At 68.3% G+C, this 16,416-nt stretch carries 18 protein-coding genes; 10 read left to right on the top strand and 8 right to left on the bottom strand.

Translation table 11 applies throughout. The features are described 5' to 3' along the window. Window positions 1-220: 220 nt before the first annotated feature. The gene (locus ABZ004_RS25645; protein ID WP_355683483.1) at window positions 221-1,084 is read left to right on the top strand and encodes a cobalamin-binding protein; all 864 of its coding nucleotides are present in this window, start codon (window positions 221-223) and stop codon (window positions 1,082-1,084) included. Window positions 1,085-1,125: 41 nt separating this feature from the next. After that, on the top strand, window positions 1,126-1,803 hold the full coding sequence (locus tag ABZ004_RS25640) for a hypothetical protein (protein ID WP_355683481.1): 678 nt from the start codon (window positions 1,126-1,128) through the stop codon (window positions 1,801-1,803). Window positions 1,804-1,852: 49 nt separating this feature from the next. Here the strand turns inward: ABZ004_RS25640 and ABZ004_RS25635 are convergent, their stop codons facing one another. The 3 genes from ABZ004_RS25635 to ABZ004_RS25625 are packed head-to-tail and all read right to left on the bottom strand — an operon-like array spanning window position 1,853 to window position 5,319. Beyond that, window positions 1,853-2,617, bottom strand: a complete 765-nt coding sequence (locus ABZ004_RS25635) for a DUF1932 domain-containing protein (RefSeq protein WP_355683479.1) — start codon at window positions 2,615-2,617, stop codon at window positions 1,853-1,855. Between the two features lie 46 nt (window positions 2,618-2,663). Next, window positions 2,664-3,305: a response regulator transcription factor gene (locus ABZ004_RS25630; protein ID WP_355683477.1), complete on the bottom strand. Its 642-nt coding sequence runs from the start codon at window positions 3,303-3,305 to the stop codon at window positions 2,664-2,666. Window positions 3,306-3,345: 40 nt separating this feature from the next. Continuing rightward, window positions 3,346-5,319, bottom strand: a complete 1,974-nt coding sequence (locus ABZ004_RS25625; protein WP_355683475.1) for a histidine kinase — start codon at window positions 5,317-5,319, stop codon at window positions 3,346-3,348. A 138-nt stretch (window positions 5,320-5,457) separates the two neighbouring features. Between ABZ004_RS25625 and ABZ004_RS25620 the strand changes: the two genes are divergently transcribed. Continuing rightward, window positions 5,458-6,138: a hypothetical protein gene (locus tag ABZ004_RS25620; RefSeq protein WP_355683474.1), complete on the top strand. Its 681-nt coding sequence runs from the start codon at window positions 5,458-5,460 to the stop codon at window positions 6,136-6,138. On the opposite strand, the gene ABZ004_RS25615 is transcribed toward ABZ004_RS25620, so the two are convergent. The 3 genes from ABZ004_RS25615 to ABZ004_RS25605 all read right to left on the bottom strand — a co-directional run bounded on the left by ABZ004_RS25615 (window position 6,135) and on the right by ABZ004_RS25605 (window position 10,027). Then, complete coding sequence (locus tag ABZ004_RS25615) at window positions 6,135-7,115, bottom strand: ribose-phosphate diphosphokinase (RefSeq protein ID WP_355683472.1); 981 nt, start codon at window positions 7,113-7,115, stop codon at window positions 6,135-6,137. The two genes, ABZ004_RS25620 and ABZ004_RS25615, sit on opposite strands and share 4 nt — an antisense overlap. A 14-nt stretch (window positions 7,116-7,129) precedes the next feature. Beyond that, complete coding sequence (gene glmU, locus ABZ004_RS25610) at window positions 7,130-8,626, bottom strand: bifunctional UDP-N-acetylglucosamine diphosphorylase/glucosamine-1-phosphate N-acetyltransferase GlmU (RefSeq protein ID WP_355683470.1); 1,497 nt, start codon at window positions 8,624-8,626, stop codon at window positions 7,130-7,132. 87 nt (window positions 8,627-8,713) lie between these two features. Beyond that, window positions 8,714-10,027, bottom strand: coding sequence for a hypothetical protein (locus ABZ004_RS25605; RefSeq protein ID WP_355683468.1), 1,314 nt, complete (start codon window positions 10,025-10,027; stop codon window positions 8,714-8,716). A gap of 88 nt (window positions 10,028-10,115) precedes the next feature. On the opposite strand from ABZ004_RS25605, the gene ABZ004_RS25600 reads away from it, so the two are divergent. The 3 genes from ABZ004_RS25600 to ABZ004_RS25590 are packed head-to-tail and all read left to right on the top strand — an operon-like array spanning window position 10,116 to window position 11,000. Further along, window positions 10,116-10,403, top strand: coding sequence for a DUF1905 domain-containing protein (locus tag ABZ004_RS25600; RefSeq protein ID WP_355683467.1), 288 nt, complete (start codon window positions 10,116-10,118; stop codon window positions 10,401-10,403). Next, on the top strand, window positions 10,396-10,671 hold the full coding sequence (locus tag ABZ004_RS25595; RefSeq protein WP_355683465.1) for a hypothetical protein: 276 nt from the start codon (window positions 10,396-10,398) through the stop codon (window positions 10,669-10,671). Before ABZ004_RS25600 ends, ABZ004_RS25595 begins: the two co-directional genes overlap by 8 nt. Then, window positions 10,668-11,000, top strand: a complete 333-nt coding sequence (locus ABZ004_RS25590) for a hypothetical protein (protein ID WP_355683463.1) — start codon at window positions 10,668-10,670, stop codon at window positions 10,998-11,000. The genes ABZ004_RS25595 and ABZ004_RS25590 overlap by 4 nt, the downstream gene beginning before the upstream one ends. On the opposite strand, the gene ABZ004_RS25585 is transcribed toward ABZ004_RS25590, so the two are convergent. Together ABZ004_RS25585 and ABZ004_RS25580 are read right to left on the bottom strand one after the other, a co-directional pair. Further along, on the bottom strand, window positions 10,997-11,644 hold the full coding sequence (locus ABZ004_RS25585; RefSeq protein WP_355683461.1) for a class I SAM-dependent methyltransferase: 648 nt from the start codon (window positions 11,642-11,644) through the stop codon (window positions 10,997-10,999). The two genes, ABZ004_RS25590 and ABZ004_RS25585, sit on opposite strands and share 4 nt — an antisense overlap. A 403-nt stretch (window positions 11,645-12,047) precedes the next feature. After that, complete coding sequence (locus tag ABZ004_RS25580) at window positions 12,048-12,386, bottom strand: VOC family protein (protein ID WP_355683459.1); 339 nt, start codon at window positions 12,384-12,386, stop codon at window positions 12,048-12,050. Between the two features lie 276 nt (window positions 12,387-12,662). Here ABZ004_RS25580 and ABZ004_RS25575 point away from each other — a divergent pair, with 276 nt between their 5' ends. The 4 genes from ABZ004_RS25575 (at window position 12,663) to ABZ004_RS25560 (ending at window position 16,366) form a co-directional block, all read left to right on the top strand. Next, complete coding sequence (locus ABZ004_RS25575; protein WP_355683457.1) at window positions 12,663-13,649, top strand: acyl-CoA desaturase; 987 nt, start codon at window positions 12,663-12,665, stop codon at window positions 13,647-13,649. A 75-nt stretch (window positions 13,650-13,724) separates the two neighbouring features. Further along, window positions 13,725-14,366 (top strand): TetR/AcrR family transcriptional regulator, encoded by a 642-nt coding sequence (locus ABZ004_RS25570; protein ID WP_355683488.1) that lies wholly within the window; start codon window positions 13,725-13,727, stop codon window positions 14,364-14,366. Between the two features lie 132 nt (window positions 14,367-14,498). After that, window positions 14,499-15,683: a sensor histidine kinase gene (locus tag ABZ004_RS25565; RefSeq protein WP_355683455.1), complete on the top strand. Its 1,185-nt coding sequence runs from the start codon at window positions 14,499-14,501 to the stop codon at window positions 15,681-15,683. Continuing rightward, window positions 15,680-16,366 carry a response regulator transcription factor gene (locus ABZ004_RS25560; protein ID WP_355683453.1) on the top strand — a complete coding sequence of 229 codons (687 nt, stop codon included), beginning with the start codon at window positions 15,680-15,682 and terminating at the stop codon, window positions 16,364-16,366. Before ABZ004_RS25565 ends, ABZ004_RS25560 begins: the two co-directional genes overlap by 4 nt. Window positions 16,367-16,416 lie beyond the last annotated feature (50 nt).

Below are 16,416 nucleotides of genomic sequence, written 5' to 3'. Positions count from 1 at the left end.
CCCAGCGGCCGCGTGCGCGGGTGACGACGCCCCGCCAGGACCAACCACCCGACATAGACCGGGCCGCTCGTGCGGCGCCCGGGGTCCGCCGCGCCCCCCCCCCCCCCCCCCCCGCGCGACTCTCGTACTACCTGCGGGTGAGACCGATCCCCCTCCGCACCACCCCTCACCGACGCTCTTCCACCTGCGGGTGAGAACGATTACGTCGTAGGGTCTAGGGATGAGGATCGTCTCCTTGCTGCCGTCGGCCACCGAGATCTGTTTCGCTCTCGGTGGCGGCGACGACGTGCTCGGGGTGACCTTCGAATGCGACTACCCTCGCGAGGCGCGGGACCGGCGGATCGTCTCGACCACGAATCTTCCGGAAGGCCTGACGCCGGCCGAGATCGATGCGGCCGTCCGGGCGAAGGTTGCGGCGGGTGAGGATCTCTACAAGCTCGACCGCGACGCGCTGCGCGCTCTCGACCCGGAGCTCGTCATCACCCAGGACCTCTGCGCGGTCTGCGCGATCGACGTCGACGATGTCGAGGAGGCGCTGTCGTACCTCGGCTGCCGTGCCGACGTGGTGACCACCGATCCGCACGATCTCGACGAGGTGTTCGACTCGATCGAGACCATCGGCAACGCCATCGGGCGCCCGGCCGGCCGGTTCGTCGAGGATCTCCGCAAGCGGCTCGCGAAGGTCCGGATCCAGGGCAGTACCCGGGTGATGCTGCTCGAGTGGACCGATCCGCCGTTCGCTCCCGGGCACTGGATCCCCGAGATGATCGAGTACGCCGGCGGCGTCAGTGTGCTCGGCACCTCCGGAGTGCGGTCCGTCCGGACGACCTGGCCGGCGATCGAAGCGGCTCGCCCCGACGTGATCGTCTCTGCCCCTTGCGGGTTCGACCTCGACAAGGCTGCCCAGCTCACCACGGAGCTCCTCGACCGCAACGTCCTGCCTCCCGGCGTACCGGTCTGGGCGGTCGACGCCAACGGCTACTTCGCCCGCCCCGGCCCCCGCCTCGTCGAAGGCGTCGAAGCCCTGGCCGGCATCCTCACCAACAGCCCGGTAGAACCTTCCATCGCCCGGCGCCTCCGCTAGCCCGGTGAGCAGGTGGCCTGGTGATCCGTTAGGTTCCTGGCATGTTCTCGGGGTTTGCGGTTGTGGGCTTCATCGCCGTCGTGGGGTTCGCGGCGGTCATCGGGCTGGCGATCCGGCAGTCCCTCAAGCATCGCGACTTCCTGCAGGCCCGGGGGCACGCGGCGGCGCAGCTCGGCTGGTATCCGGCGCCGCCCAATCCGTGGCTGGTAGAAGTTGCCGCGGGCATCTATCAGCGGGGGAAGCCCGGGGAGATGTTCGCCGGCGACTTCCGCGGCCGGGGGATGTGCGTGCTGGACTACAGCTACACGACCACCTCCACCGGGTCGGACGGTCAGACCACGACGACCACGCACCGGGTGTTCATGGTCGCGCTCAACCTGCCGGTCGCGTTGCCGCCGCTGCGGTTGACGATGGACTCGAAGTTCCAGCGGATGTTCGGCGGTCGTGACATCGAGCTCGAGAGCAAGGCGTTCAACGACGCGTTCCGGATCAACTGTGCCGACGACCGGTACGCGTCCGCCGTACTGCATCCCCGGATGATGGAGTGGATGCTGCACAACCCCGGCCTCGAGTGGCAGCTGTCCGGCAACGCCCTGGTCAGCTGGGGGCGTGGGCATTTCACGATCCCGGACACCATCGCCCGGCTGGAAGTGATGGCGCGAGTGATCGACCTCCTCCCGCCCTTCGTACTACGAGACTACGGCCAACGGACCTACTGACGCCCGGTAAGACGGGGCCTCGTCGGACGAGCTACCGTCGCCGCCTCACCTACTGAGCCAGGCGCGTCCAGACCTGGCGAAGCGCGCGGGCCGTATCGCCTTCCAGACCGGCATCGTCCAGCGTCTCGGCCAACTCGTCGAACTCCGGCCCCCACCGCCACGCAACGCTCCGCAGACTCTCAGGCAATCCCGGATCCTTCAACGACCCAGCGTCCGCCCTGACCTGCTGCGCCACCAGCGACTCCGTCACCCCCTGCTTAGCCGCCAGCTCAAAGGCGAGAACCGCGAGCGCCGCCTTCCCCTTGTTGTAGAACGCGTACGCCGACTTGGCCGCACTCGCCGCTCCCGGCTCATCCCCCACGACCATCGGTGTCACCGCAGTCCCCGACCACAGCTCTGCCACCTCCGCAGCCGCAGTACCGGACAGCATCAGGTGCGTCGGTGAAGATCCCCCAACCGGCGGTGGTCCCACCACCCCCGCGTCAACAAAGGTTGCCAAGGGCAACGCTTCCTGGGCGGCCAAGAGCGACTTCGGCGACAGCGGATTCGCTTCGACGTAGAGCCCGCCGAATCCCTCCGCACCAACGCGCCGCGCGATCTCCAGAGCTCCCTGAGGTGCGCACGAGCACAGCACGACTTCCGCCGACCCGACTGCCTCCGCGAACGGCGTACCGATCAATCCCGCTGCCTCGGCCCGCTCCACAGACGCCGTACGACGCCCTTCGGGCACCCAGTGCACCTCATGCCCCGCCACCACCAGTTGCGCAGCGAGCTGAGATCCCATAGCCCCCGGATGAAAGACAGCGATCCGCATTCCAAAGCTCCTGACAAGATGCGAAGGGAAGGGAAGGGAAGGGAGTCTAGTGCTGACCAAGATAGGTCAGTACTGCGAGCACCCGGCGGTGATCCTCGGGGTTCGAGACGAGGCCGAGCTTGGCCATGATGCTGCCGATGTGGGTCTCCACCGTGCGCTCGTTCAGCCAGAGGCGACGGCTGATCCCCGCGTTCGTGTATCCCTCCGCCATCAGCGCCAAGACCTCCCGCTCCCGCGGCGTCAATGGTGCGAGGCGATCGTCGTGATGTGGGCGTCCGATCAGCCGGCCGACCACCTCCGGGTCCAACGCCGAACCACCAGCAGCGACTCGGGTCAACGCGTCCAGGAACTGGTCGACGTCCAGCACGCGATCCTTCAGCAGATACCCGAAGCCGCCCGAGCTGACCAACTCCACCGAATGCCGGGTCTCGACATGCTGCGACAGCAACACGATCCCCATCTTCGGCTGACTGATCCGCAACCGCCGCGCCGCCCGAGCGCCGTCATCGGTGTTGTCCGGCGGCATCCGAATATCAATCACCGCCAGATCAGGCACCGTCTCGGCAACCACGGTCATCAACGTCTCGGCATCCCCCGCCCGCCCGACGATCTCGTGCCCCGCATCGGCCAGCAACCGCGCCAGCCCCTCCCGAAACAACGCCGAGTCCTCCCCGATCACGATGCGCACAGCACCATCACCTCCCCGCGAGCCGCGCGGACCAGCCCTTTCACGACTCGCACGGCAGCACCGCCTCTACCGTCGTCCCGCGGCCGACCGGACTGCGCATCGACAAAGATCCACCGACTGCCGCCACCCGATCGACCAGACCGCTCAGCCCAGACCCCGGTCGTGGCACCGCTCCCCCGCAGCCGTCGTCCTCGACGCTGATCCGGACGTCGTCGCCTGATCGCGCCACCCGGACGGCGATCGAGGTCGCCTGGGAGTACTTCGCCGCGTTCGTCACCGCTTCAGCCGCCACGAAGTACGCGGTAGTCGCCAGATCCTCCGGCAACTGCTCGGCCGGGATATGCAGCTGCACCGGAATCGGCAAGGACTGCGTGATCGCGGTCAACGCCGCATGCAACCCGTCATCGAGGCTCGTCGGCCGCAACCCGTGCGCGATCTGCCGCAGCTCAGCGATCGCCGTAGCCAACTCCGCCACCCCCTGATCAAGCAGCCCGTTCACATCCACAGACCCGTCGTCGAGGTGCCGCTGAGCCAGCCGCATCGCCATCCCCAGCGACACCAACCGCTGCTGAGCCCCATCGTGCAGATCCCGCTCGAGCCGCCGCCGCTCCGCATCGCCGGCCTGCACCAAACGCGTCCGACTCGCCTCGACCTCACGCAACGCCAGCGCCAACTCCGCCCGCAACCGAGTCACCTCCACCAGACTCGCCGCCCCGGCAGCAACCGCCTTCAGTACTGCGGAACCACTCTCGGCCGAAGCCAGTACGCCGATCTGCGCGCCACCGAGCATCACCGGCACACCCCCTGCGGCAGCAACCGCCGTACCAGCTGCATCGACGAAGCCCGATGATCCCGGGATCAGCAGTCCGACTCGGAGTGAGGGGTCGCGCAACGCAGTACGGAGTGCTTTCTCCAGCTCCTCCGGTTGCGCCCGTTCGGTGTGGATCCGTTGCTGCAGGTCCTCGATCGCCAGTAGGGCGGCCCGTCGCGGCGGATAGAGCCGCCGATCGACAACGCGTTGCAGCCGTGCCCGCAACGGCGTGAGCGCCAACGCGCAAACAGCCGTCGCTGCAGCGGCTGCGGAGGCTGATCCCTGTCCGAGGAACAGCCCGAGAGTCAGCGCGCTCACCGCGTAGGTGCCGAGCAGCACCACGGTCACGATCGCGTACGTGACCGTGTCGGCGAGGACCCGATCCACGTCGTACAGGTCGTGCCGCAGCATCGCGACCGCCACCGACGCCGGCACCGCGATCAATGCGGCAATTCCGAAGACCGTCGAGATCAGCCCGGTCCGGCCGCTGACGAGGATCTCGGTCAGACAGACGAAGGGGAAGGTCACCACGGCCAGCCCCGCCAGCGACAGCCACTTGAGCTGCGCCCGGGGTCGGCCGGTCGACCGCCGGAAGCGGATGAACAACGAGACCCCGCACGCGAGCAGCAGCATGAGCATCGACCAGAAGACGGCCTCGCTGAGCACCCGCACCAGCAGAGGCGGTTCCCCGAACGGCCGCGGCAGATCCTGCAGCGGCGCCGGGAAGGGTGCACTTGCGAAGGCGCTCAACGCCTGCTGCGCAAGGCAAAGCACCAAGAGAAGAGCCGGTACGACGCGCCAGCGCCGCCCCGGCAACCGCCCGTCCGGGAAGTGCAGCAGGACAAGAGCGACCGCGACGAACAGCCACCAGCCCGACTCGTCAAGCGCCGCGACCACCCGGCTGTCCAGCGGCAACCCGCCCGGATCGGCGACCGCCACCGCGTAGTACACGTCTCGCGCCGCCAGGAACATCGCGCACGCACCGGCCCACGCCAGCAGCGGCCCGACCAGGTTCCCGCGTACCCGAACCGCGATCAGCAGCCCGAGCATCGTGATCGCCGCGCTGATCGTGCCCAGCGCGAGATAGTTGCGGGCTGTGTGCGGACCGAGCGGATGCGTGAGCAGCAGCCAGACGCTACCCACCGGCATCGCCACGACGATGAGCAGGAAGGCGCCGAGCAGACCCCGCCGCGGCCACCGCATGTCGTCAGAGTAAGTCCGAACCTTTGAGAAAGGCTCCGAGCCAGCACGGAGATCAGGTTCCGCGCCCGCTCCGATGTGCCGCACACCCCGCCGGCGGTTCTCTGAAGACCTCGAAACCATTCTTCGGAGGTTCCAGCCATGTCGACCGAAACAGCCCAACTCACACCGGTCTCCGATCCGGTCACCCGCCGCCGGGTCGGCTTCGTCAGCCTCGTCCTGGCGCTCACCGCCGTCGCCGCGCTCCCCGGCGGCCTCCTGTGGCCGTCCCCGTCAGGAGGCGGCGAGACCTACACGTACGCCGATATCCAGCCGATCCGCGATCGCTGGTGGATGCTGCTGGTCTTCCTCAGCGCCAACCTGATCCTGAATGTGCCAGCCCAGGCCCTGGCCACAGTCATCCTCGTACGCCGCCGCGGCGCCGCCTGGGCGTCGGCCGGTGGCGCGGTGATGTGGATCGGCACCGCCCTGTACGCCGTGGGCGTCGGCGGATGGGCCGCGACGTACTACTTCGCCACCTCACCAGCGGTCGGTCAGGCTGCCGGGTCCGCGGTGATGGACGCCACCGCCGACGACCTGCTGCATCTGTTCGGCGCGATGATCACCGGCTCGCTGATGGTTGCCGTGGGCACCGTGATCCAGACGGTCGGCCTGTGGCGCTCGCACGCCGTGCCGCGCTGGATCCCGCTGCTCTGGCTGACGACCATCCTGACCTTCGTCATCCCGGGCAACGGGGTCGCCGGGCTGCTGACCGCCGTACCGATGACCGCCGCATCGATCGGTACCGCGTACTACGCCTGGCGCGCGGCCCGGGCGGGTTAGGCGCGGCCCTCGAAGAGGCTGGTGACCGAGCCGTCCTCGAAGACCTCGCGGATCGCGCGGCTGATCAGCGGGGCGATCGAGAGCTCGGTCAGCTTGTCGAACTTGCGCTCCTCGGCGATCGGCAGCGTGTTGGTGACGATCACCTCCATCGCCTGGCAGTTCTTCAGCCGGTCGACCGCCGGGCCGGACAAGATGGCGTGCGTCGCGGCGATCACCACGCCCGCGGCGCCGTCGGCCATCAGCGCGTCGGCCGCCTTGGTGATCGTGCCGCCGGTGTCGATCATGTCGTCGACCAGGATGCAGACCCGGCCCTTGACCTCACCGACGACCCGGTTGGCGACGGTTTCGTTCGGCCGGTCGATGTCGCGGGTCTTGTGGATGAAGGCCAGCGGCGCGTTGTTCAGCCGGGCCGACCACTGCTCGGCGACCTTGATCCGGCCGGCGTCCGGGGAGACCACGGCCAGCTGCTGGTCGCCGTACTTGTTCCGCACGTAGTCCGACAGGATCGGCAGCGCCATCAGGTGGTCCACCGGGCCGTCGAAGAAGCCCTGGATCTGCGAGGTGTGCAGGTCGACGCAGATCAGCCGGTTCGCGCCGGCGGTCTTGAACAGGTCGGCCATCAGCCGGGCCGAGATCGGCTCCCGGCCGCGGTGCTTCTTGTCCTGCCGGGCATACCCGTAGAACGGCAGCACCACGGTGATCCGCTTGGCCGACGCCCGCTTCAGCGCGTCGACCATGATCAGCTGCTCCATGATCCACTCGTTGATCGGCGAGGTGTGGCTCTGGATCACGAACGCGTCCGAGCCACGCACCGACTCCTCGAAGCGGACGTAGATCTCGCCGTTGGCGAAGTCGTACGCCGACGTCGGCACCAGCCCCGCGCCGAGCTGCTCGGCCACCTCCGCCGCCAGGCCCGGATGGGCCCGGCCGGAGAACACCATCAGGTTCTTCTCGGTGGTCCGCTTCATGCCGCTCATGGTCATGCCTCCCGTTAGGCCTTCTCGCCAGTGTCGCTCAGCTTGCCCGCATGCGCTGCTGCCTGCGTCTGTCCTGCTGCTTCCTGGGCCTCGGCCGCTTCGGCCGCCTTCGCCGTCTTCGTGCCGGCCCGCTTGCGGGCGACCCAGCCGCGGATGTTGCGCTGTTTGCCGCGCGCGACGGCGATCTCGCCGGCCCCGATCGGCTCGGTGACCGCGGACCCGGCCGCGACGTACGCGCCGTCCGCGATCGAGGCCGGCGCAACCAGGACGGAGTTGCTGCCGACGAACGAGTACCGCCCGACGGTGCTGTGGAACTTGTTGACCCCGTCGTAGTTGGCGAAGATCGTCCCGGCGCCGATGTTCGCGCCTTCCCCGATCGTCGCGTCCCCGGCGTAGGTGAGGTGCGGGACCTTGGCGCCGTCGGCGATCACGGCGTTCTTGGTCTCGACGAAGGTGCCGATCTTGCCCTTCACGCCGAGCGTCGTACCGGGCCTGAGGTAGGCGAACGGGCCGACCGTCGCACCCGCTCCGATCACCGCACCCGAGCCGTGGGTGCGGATGATGCTCGCGTTCTCGCCGACCTGGATGTCGGTCAGCGTGGTGTCCGGGCCGATCGTGGCTCCGGTGGCGACGGTCGTCGTACCGTGCAGCTGGGTGTTGGGAAGCAGGGTCACGTCCTGCTCGAGAGTGACCGTGGAGTCGACCCAGGTGGTGTTCGGGTCGACGATCGTGACGCCGGAACGCATCAGGGTGTCGAGCGTCCGGCGGTTCAGTTCGGCGCGAAGGGTGGCCAGCTGGACCCGGTCGTTCACGCCCTCGGTCTGCATCGCGTCCTGGGTGACGAACGCTCCGACCCGCTTGCCGTCGCTCTTCGCGATCGCGAGCACGTCGGTCAGGTACAGCTCGCCCTGCGCGTTGTCGGTGCCGATCCGGCTCAGCCCGTCGCGCAGGGTGGCCGCGTCGAAGACGTAGATGCCGGCGTTGATCTCGTCGATCTGCCGCTGCTCGGGCGTGGCGTCCTTGTGCTCGACGATCCCGGCGACGCTGCCGTCCTCGGCGGGGACGATCCGCCCGTAGCCGGTGGGGTCGGGGACCCGCGCGGTCAGCACGGTGATCGCGTTCGCGCTCTTGTCGTGCTCCGCGACCAGCTCCTGCAGGGTGTCGGCGGTCAGCAGCGGCACGTCACCCGACGTGACGATGACCTCGCCCTCGAAGCCTTCCGGTACGGCGGTCAGCCCCGCGCGCACGGCGTCGCCGGTGCCGAGCTGCTGCTCCTGGACGGCGGTACGCACGTCCGGGTCGATCGCGGCCAGATGGGCCTCGACCTGCTCCCGGCCGGTACCGACCACGACGACCAGATGCTCCGGCGCGAGTGCACGGGCGGTGACCACCGCGTGCCCGACGAGACTGCGCCCGCCGATCTCGTGCAGCACCTTCGGGGTCGCGGATTTCATCCGGGTCCCCTGACCGGCGGCCATCACGATGACCACCGCAGGACGATGGGAAGTCACGCGGTCTTCTCCTCGAGTTCCCTGCGAATTCGGGTAGAACCAGTTTCTGGGCACTCGAAAACGGGGTGCCTGCGCAAGGGTACTTGCTCAGCCGGCGACGCTGCGCAGGGACTCCACCAGGGTGGTCTCGGTGAACCCGGTGTACTGCTTCATCAGCCGCTCGCGGGCGAACTGGTTGTACCCGCGCCGGGCCACCTGCGCGTAGTACTCGGTGACGGGCTTGAGGCCGATCTGCTTGATCAGGTGCTCGACGGCGATCCAGCTGATGTCGTAACTGTCCGTAGTCGAGAACTCGTCGTCGCCGGGCAGCCGGGTCAGGTCGCCGATCACCCGCCGGTTGATCTCGGTCCGCGCGTTGGCGATCTCCAGGGCCTTGCCGGACGCGGCGACCTGCAGGTTCTCGGCGTACTGCGCCATCCCTTCGGCCAGCCAGCGCGGTGTGCTGTCACCGAGCCGTACGGCGAGTAGGTGGACCAGTGCGTGCGTCTCCTTGGCGGTGTCGAACGTCGCGATCGCGGCTGGGCGGATGACGACGTAGCCGCCGACGGGTCGCGAGTCCGGGCCTGGGCTCGGCATCGGCTGGATCCGGGCCGGCTCGTCGCCGGGGAGCATCGGTGGGAGCTCGGTCAGGACGGTCGGCTCGCGCATCGCGACGACGAGCGGGACGACCTGGAGGTAGCCCTTCCAGAGTTTGCGGACCGACTTCGCCGTACGGACCGTTTGATCGGCCAGCCGTTGCGCGAGGAGTTGCTGGCCCTGGTCGACGATCACCAGGACGTTCTTGCGCTTGACCACGGCGATCTGGCCGAAGTCCCAGGGTTGCCGGCCGGCGCCGATCGCCTGGTCGAGATGGTCGTCGGCGACGAGCACCAGGTGACCGCCGCGAACGGTGTACGTGTAGCCGACGTCGGTGGCGGTCTGGTCGAGCCGGGCGCCGTAGATCTGGTAGCGCATGCTGACCCGGAAGGTGCCGGTGGCGAGGCCGAACCGGCGTACGGCCAAAGGATCGGTCCACACCTCGGCGCGCCGGTAGGTGACGAGCATGCCGACGGTGCGCAGGTTCTGGAACAGCACCCGCTGCTCGGCCCGCAGCTCGGGCGCGACATCGGCCAGGAACAGGTTCACGTCGCCGGTCTTCACGGCGATCCCGCGGCGCGCCAGGATCGCGTCGACAGCCGCCCCCAACCGGGGATCCAGGTCACCGGTCGCGCTCGGCCGCACCTGATCCAGCGTCGGCCCACTCATCGCGGCCGCGGTCAGGTCGAGGTTCTGGGGTCCCGGGGTGATGGCAAGCCAGAGACTGCCGCCCACCACCAGCGCAGCAACCACCCCCGGCCAGGCAGCACCAACCCACCGCCGCCCCGCCGCCCACAACCCCACCATCGCAGCCCTCTCGCCCAACCCCCACACCCAGCCCCGCCCAATAGTCGCCCACCCCCCACCCACAAACAAACCCGCTCGTCGAACCGAGACCTTCTATCTTGAGGGCATGGATGTGGAGTTCAGTGGTGAGGTGTGGTTCTGGCGGGGGCCGGCGCCCTGGTACTTCGTGACGGTGCCGGAGGACGAGTCGGGGCAGCTGGAGGCGACCTCGACGGCGGTCAGCTACGGCTGGGGAATGATCCCGGTCACCGCCCAACTCGGCGACACCTCCTGGACCACTGCCCTCTTCCCCAAGGACGGCGCCTACGTCGTCCCCCTCAAAGCCTCGGTCCGCAAAGCCGAACAAATCGACGAAGGCGACACCCTCACCATCCGCCTCACCGTCGATGTCTAGGCACCTCTCAACGCCTCACGTCATCGTCCACTCCTGGTTCACCACCCGCCGCATCCCGCGCGCCGACATCCTGAGCGCCCGCGCCACGCCGTACGACGGCCAGATCGGCCTCCACACCGACCGCGTCTGCCAACTGGAACTCGAACTCCGCACCCGCCCCGACCCACTCCCCGTCCGCGCGATCGTCGCCACCACCCGCAGCCGCCGGGTCCAGCGCATCGCCTACGTCCTCCGGTCGACCTCGAGGTCACCTAAAGTGTCCGGGTGACGACCGCCCTCTTCCTGTTGGTCCTGGTCCTGCTGGCCGGAGCTCTGATCGCGGGCATCACGAGCGCCCGCCAAGCCCGCCGCCTACCGGTACTCCGGACGCCGACCGTCTCGGACGGCACCGGCCCCGGAGAGTCGTACCGCCCGCCCGCCGAAGAACTCCCCGTGGCCGACGAGGACGAGGACGACCCGACCTACCGCGCTGTCATGGCCGCCCTCGAAGCCCACTCCAAGCGCGCCGACCGCAAGGCCCTTTACTCCAACATCCTCTTCTTCGCCGCCGGCGTCCTGGCCAGCATCCTCATAACCCTCTTGGTCCACCCTCTCTAAACCGAACGCCGGGCGACCACCACCAGCGACGGCACCCCCGCCACGCTCTCAGCCACCCGCAATTCGGCGACTCGCTCGAGCCCAGCCGCACCCAGCAACTCCCAGAGCTGGTCGGGTTGCCAGAGGTAGGTGGTCCAGGTGACTGGTACTCCGCCGTACGCCGTGGTGCGGGGGATCTCGCCGTCGCCCTGGTGGGTTCCGATGATCAGGTGCCCGCCGGGAACCAGCGCCTGAGCGAAGTTCCGCAGTACGGCGGGAAGAATGTCGCGCGGCAGGTTGAACAGCGACCACCAGCCGAGGATCCCGCCCAGCGAGGACTCCGCCAGCTCCAACTCGGTCGCCGATCCGACCTCGAACCGCAGCTCGGGATACACCCGATGAGCGTGCTCGATCATCCGCGGCGACAAGTCCACCCCGGAGACCTCAAGCCCCCGCTCAGCCAAGTACGCCGTCACCGTCCCCGGCCCGCACCCAACATCCAGCACCGGCCCGAGCCCCCGCACCGCCCCCACAAACCCGTCAACCGCCACCCGCAACCACGGGTACGCCGCCAGGTCCCCCAGATTCATCTCCACATAGTTGTCAGCCACCCGGTCATAAGACTCCCGAACCACCGACAGATCCCCAGGCTCCTCAATCCGCATAACCCCAAACCCTAGTAACCACCACCGACACCCACCCGCCACCAGACCCCGCCCGTCACCCCTGCCGGCGCGAGGAGCCAGAGAGCAGCCACCACCCACCGCGAAGAGGCACTGCTGTACCGACGGACATGAGGTGTCGTGTTTCGAGGGATGCGCTCCGCTCAGGTTGGCTGTCGCGACGGCGGATTTGGGCGACGCCTCATGTCCGTCGGTACGCCGGGACTGCGAGTTCTGCGCGGAACTGGCTTGTCCCGATCGACAGGAGATAGTCGGTCCTCGAGCCGCTCGCCACGCTCATCGGCGCGCCGGGCGGCCGTAGTACAAGGTTTATTTTCTGTCGATCGGGACAGCCGTTACGTGAAAACGGCCGGCGAGCGGCGGTGAGGGCTGTTGTCGGAGCTTGTCAGCGTTCGAGGCAGAACTCGTTGCCTTCGGGGTCTTGCATGACGGCGCCATCCTGGTCCTGGTGGACAATCGTCGCGCCCAGTGAGCGGAGGCGATCGACCTCGGCTCCGACGTCGCCGATCGCGCGGAGGTCGAAGTGCTGGCGGTTCTTCGCCGTCTTCTCCTCCGGGACCCGTTGGAACCACAGGTTGGGACCGCCCCAGCCGGCAGGTTCAACCCAAGCGCGGTCTTCGGTGCTGTCCTCGTCGACGTTCGACCCCAGCGCGGCAGCCCAGAACGTCGCGACAACGAGCGGATTGCGGCAGTCGAAGGTGACGGATTTGACGAAGGCGACCATTCCGTCATCCTACGGACGCTCACCGGCCCGGGCATGACACAAGCCCCAGGTCAGAAACGCTCTGACCTGGGGCTTCGGGCTGCTCCCCCGCCTGGTTTCGATCCAGATCTTCGAGATTCAAAGTCTCGCGGGCTGCCGATTACCCCACAGGGGATCGCGGTGTACGCCGGAACAGTGTGCCATGAGTGGGGGGACGACACGCGAGGGGTTCCTTACCTACGGAGCCGTAGGTTACGGTGGCGTAGGTAACCCGTCCGACTCCACGAGGGATACGCCATGACTCCAGTTGCCGCACCGGAGGCGCCCACCGGCGCCCAGCAGGCGAACGAGTTCGATGACAAGGGCACGCTCGGCGGTGAGCAGAAAGGCGCCTGGGAGCAGATCGCTCTGGCGTTGTTCATCGGGATCCCGTTCCTTGCCCTGCTGGCCGCGGCGCCGATCGCCTGGGGTGGTTTCCTCGGCTGGCACGACGTGGTGCTCGCGGTGATCTTCTACACGGTCTCCGGGCACGGCATCTCGATCGGCTTCCATCGGTACTTCACGCACAAGTCTTTCAAGCCGAACCGGCCGCTGAAGTACGCGCTGGCAATCGCCGGTTCGCTGGCGATCGAGGGTCCGGTGGTGCGTTGGGTGGCCGATCATCGCAAGCACCACAAGTTCTCCGACCGCGACGGTGATCCGCACAGCCCGTGGAAGTACGGCACGAGCATGAAGGCACTCACCAAGGGTTTCCTGCACGCGCACATCGGCTGGCTGTTCGACACCGAGCAGACCCCGGCCCGCCAGTACGCGCCGGATCTGCTGAAGGACCGCGACATCGTCCGCGTCTCGAAGCTGTTCCCCACCCTCGTGCTCTTCTCCCTGCTGGCCCCCGCGATCATCGGTGGCCTGTGGTCCTGGTCGATCGAGGGCGCGCTGACCGCGTTCTTCTGGGCCAGCCTGGTCCGGATCGCGCTGCTGCACCACGTCACCTGGTCGATCAACTCGATCTGCCACACGATCGGCGACCGGCCGTTCAAGAGCCGGGACAAGTCGGGCAACGTCTGGTGGCTGGCGATCCTCAGCCAGGGCGAGTCGTGGCACAACCTGCACCATTCCGATCCGACCTGCGCGCGGCACGGCGTACTGCGGGGCCAGCTCGACACCTCGGCCCGGACCATCTGGTTCTTCGAGCGCTGCGGCTGGGTCTCCGACGTCCGCTGGCCGGTCAAGGAGCGGCTGGAAGCCCGGCGGCTGACCGCCGCGGACCGAGCGGCGGCCTGAGGGCGCCGTAAATCTCCCACCTGGTGAGACCGAAGTACGGCATGATGCTGACGTGATCTTCAGGGCGTGGCATCAGTGACGGAACCCAAGCCACGACGCTCCACCCGGGTCCGGATGACGAGTGCGGAGCGCCGTGAACAACTCATCACCATCGCCCGGGGCCTTTTCGCCCAGAAGGGGTTCGAGGCGACTTCGGTCGAGGAGATCGCGGCCCGCGCCGAGGTCTCCAAGCCGGTCGTCTACGAACACTTCGGCGGCAAAGAAGGCCTGTACGCCGTAGTCGTGGATCGCGAGGTCCGCAAACTCCTCGACATGGTGACCGATTCGCTCACCGCCGGCCGCGCCCACGAGCTCGTCGAGCAGGCCGCGCTCGCGTTGCTGGACTACATCGAGAGCTCCTCCGACGGGTTCCGGATCCTGGTCCGCGATTCGCCGGTCGGCAGCTCGACCGGTTCGTTCATCTCGATCCTCAGCGACGTCGGGACCCGGGTCGAACACATCCTGGCCGAGGAGTTCAAGCGCCGCGGGCTGGATCCGAAGTTCGCGCCGATGTACGCGCAGATGCTGGTCGGCATGGTCGCGCTGACCGGCCAGTGGTGGCTCGACGTCCGCCGGCCGAAGAAGCCCGACGTGGCAGCACACCTGGTCAACCTCGCCTGGAACGGCCTGTCCGGCCTGGAGGCCAAGCCCACGCTCTCGACCCGGCCTCACAAGTAGCAGCCCGTACTGCGAACCGCCCGCCGGCGCCGCGTAGGACCAGGCGCGGACGGGCCGTAGGACCACGGTAGGACGGCGAGTCCCGCCCCTGGCATGACTTGGGACGCGGCCGATCGCCGTACCCTGACCCGCATGACGGGGATCCTGGCCGCGCGCAGCCTGCCGGCGAAGAGCAAGGCGTTCGACCTGCTGCTCGCCGGCGTCCTGACGCTGTTCTTCGGCCTGATCTCCCTCACCCAGGAGCACTTCGGCGGCATCCTCGGCCTGGCCATGCTGGTCCCGCTGGTCTGGCGCCGCAGCCATCCCGAACTCGTCTTCTTCGGCGTCTCAGCGGTAGCCGTCTTCCAATGGCTGCTCGGCGTCTCCCTGCAAGGCGGCAACGTCGGCCTGCTGGTCGCGCTCTACGCGATCTCCGTGTACGGCGCGGTGCGCTGGAGCCGGATCGCCCTGGTGGTGGGCGGCATGGGCGTCCTGATGGCGACCGCTCGCTACAACACCAGCAACGACTGGAAACAGCAGTTCACGATGATGGTGTCGCTGGGCGCGCTCGTCTTCGGGATCTGGGCCTTCGGTGAACGCCGCCGGACCCGCGGCCTGTACGTGCAGCAACTCGAGGAACGCGCCGCCCAGCTCGAACGCGACCGCGATCGCGAGGCCAAGCTCGCCGTCTCGAACGAGCGCACCCGGATCGCCCGGGAGATCCATGACGTGGTCGCGCACGGCCTGTCGATCATGATCGTCCAGGCCGACGGAGGCCTGTACGCCGCGGACGCGTCACCCGAACAGGCCAAGAAGGCGCTGGCGACGATCGGCGACACCGGGCGCGCCTCGCTGACCGAGATGCGCAAGATGCTCGGCCTGCTGAAACAGGACGCCCAGCCCGAACTGGATCCGAACCAGCCGCGCCCACAACCAGGTGTCTCCTCGCTCCCGGAGCTGATCGACAACGTCCGGCAGACCGGGCTGGCGGTCGACTACCAGGTGACCGGGATACCGCGGGATCTGCCCGCGTTGCTCGGCCTCACGGCGTACCGGATCGTGCAGGAAGGTCTGACGAACACGCTGAAACACGCCGGGCCGGGGGCGCAGACCTCCGTCCTGCTGGACTTCGGGCGCGAGATGCTGACCGTGGTGGTCACCGACAACGGCCGCGGAGCCGGGCTGGTGCCGGGCAGCGATCCGGGGCACGGCCTGATCGGGATGCGGCAACGCGCCTCGATCTCCGGCGGTACGGTGAGCGCCGGACCCAAGGTCGGCGGCGGTTACGAAGTGATCGCCAAGCTGCCCTACAACCTGCCTGCTGGAGGAGATCAGTGACCGAGACCGGACCTGTCGAAGACGGTGTGATCCGGGTGTTCCTGGTGGACGACCAGGAACTGGTCCGGGCCGGGTTCACGATGCTGGTGGATTCGCAGGCCGACATGCGGGTGGTCGGTCAGGCCGGCGACGGTGGCGAGGCGCTGGAGAAGCTCCAGGTGACCGCGAGCGACGTCGTACTGATGGACGTCCGGATGCCGAGGCTGGACGGCGTCGAGGCGACCAGGCAGCTCCAGTCGTTGCCGCAGGCCCCTAGGGTGATCGTGCTGACGACGTTCGACCTGGACGAGTACGCGTTCGCGGCGATCAAGGCCGGCGCGGCCGGGTTCCTGCTGAAGAACACGCCGCCGGCCGATCTGCTCTCGGCGATCCGGCAGGTGCACTCCGGCGACGCGGTCGTCTCTCCCAGTACGACGCGGCGCCTGCTCGAGCACTTCGCCGGAGCGCTGCCGGACGAGGAGACCGAGCGCCCCGACCTGGCCGCCCTGACCGCCCGCGAGCGCGAGGTTCTCGTCGAGGTCGCCCGCGGCCTGTCGAACACCGAGATCGCCACCCTCTTCACGTTGTCCGAGGCAACGGTCAAGACCCACATCGGCCGCATCCTGGCCAAAACCGGTCTCCGCGACCGCGTCGCCCTGGTAGTCCTCGGCTACGAGACCGGCCTGGTCAAAACCAGCAAGTAGGCGGCTCCGTACGACTGGGGTCGTACGTGGAGTCCATTCCGTGGTCCGAC

This window comes from Kribbella sp. NPDC006257 (assembly GCF_040613535.1).
In the GTDB taxonomy this organism is placed as follows: domain Bacteria; phylum Actinomycetota; class Actinomycetes; order Propionibacteriales; family Kribbellaceae; genus Kribbella.
Note: the sequence above shows the minus strand (reverse complement) of the source record. Positions and strands in the feature narration are given on the sequence as shown.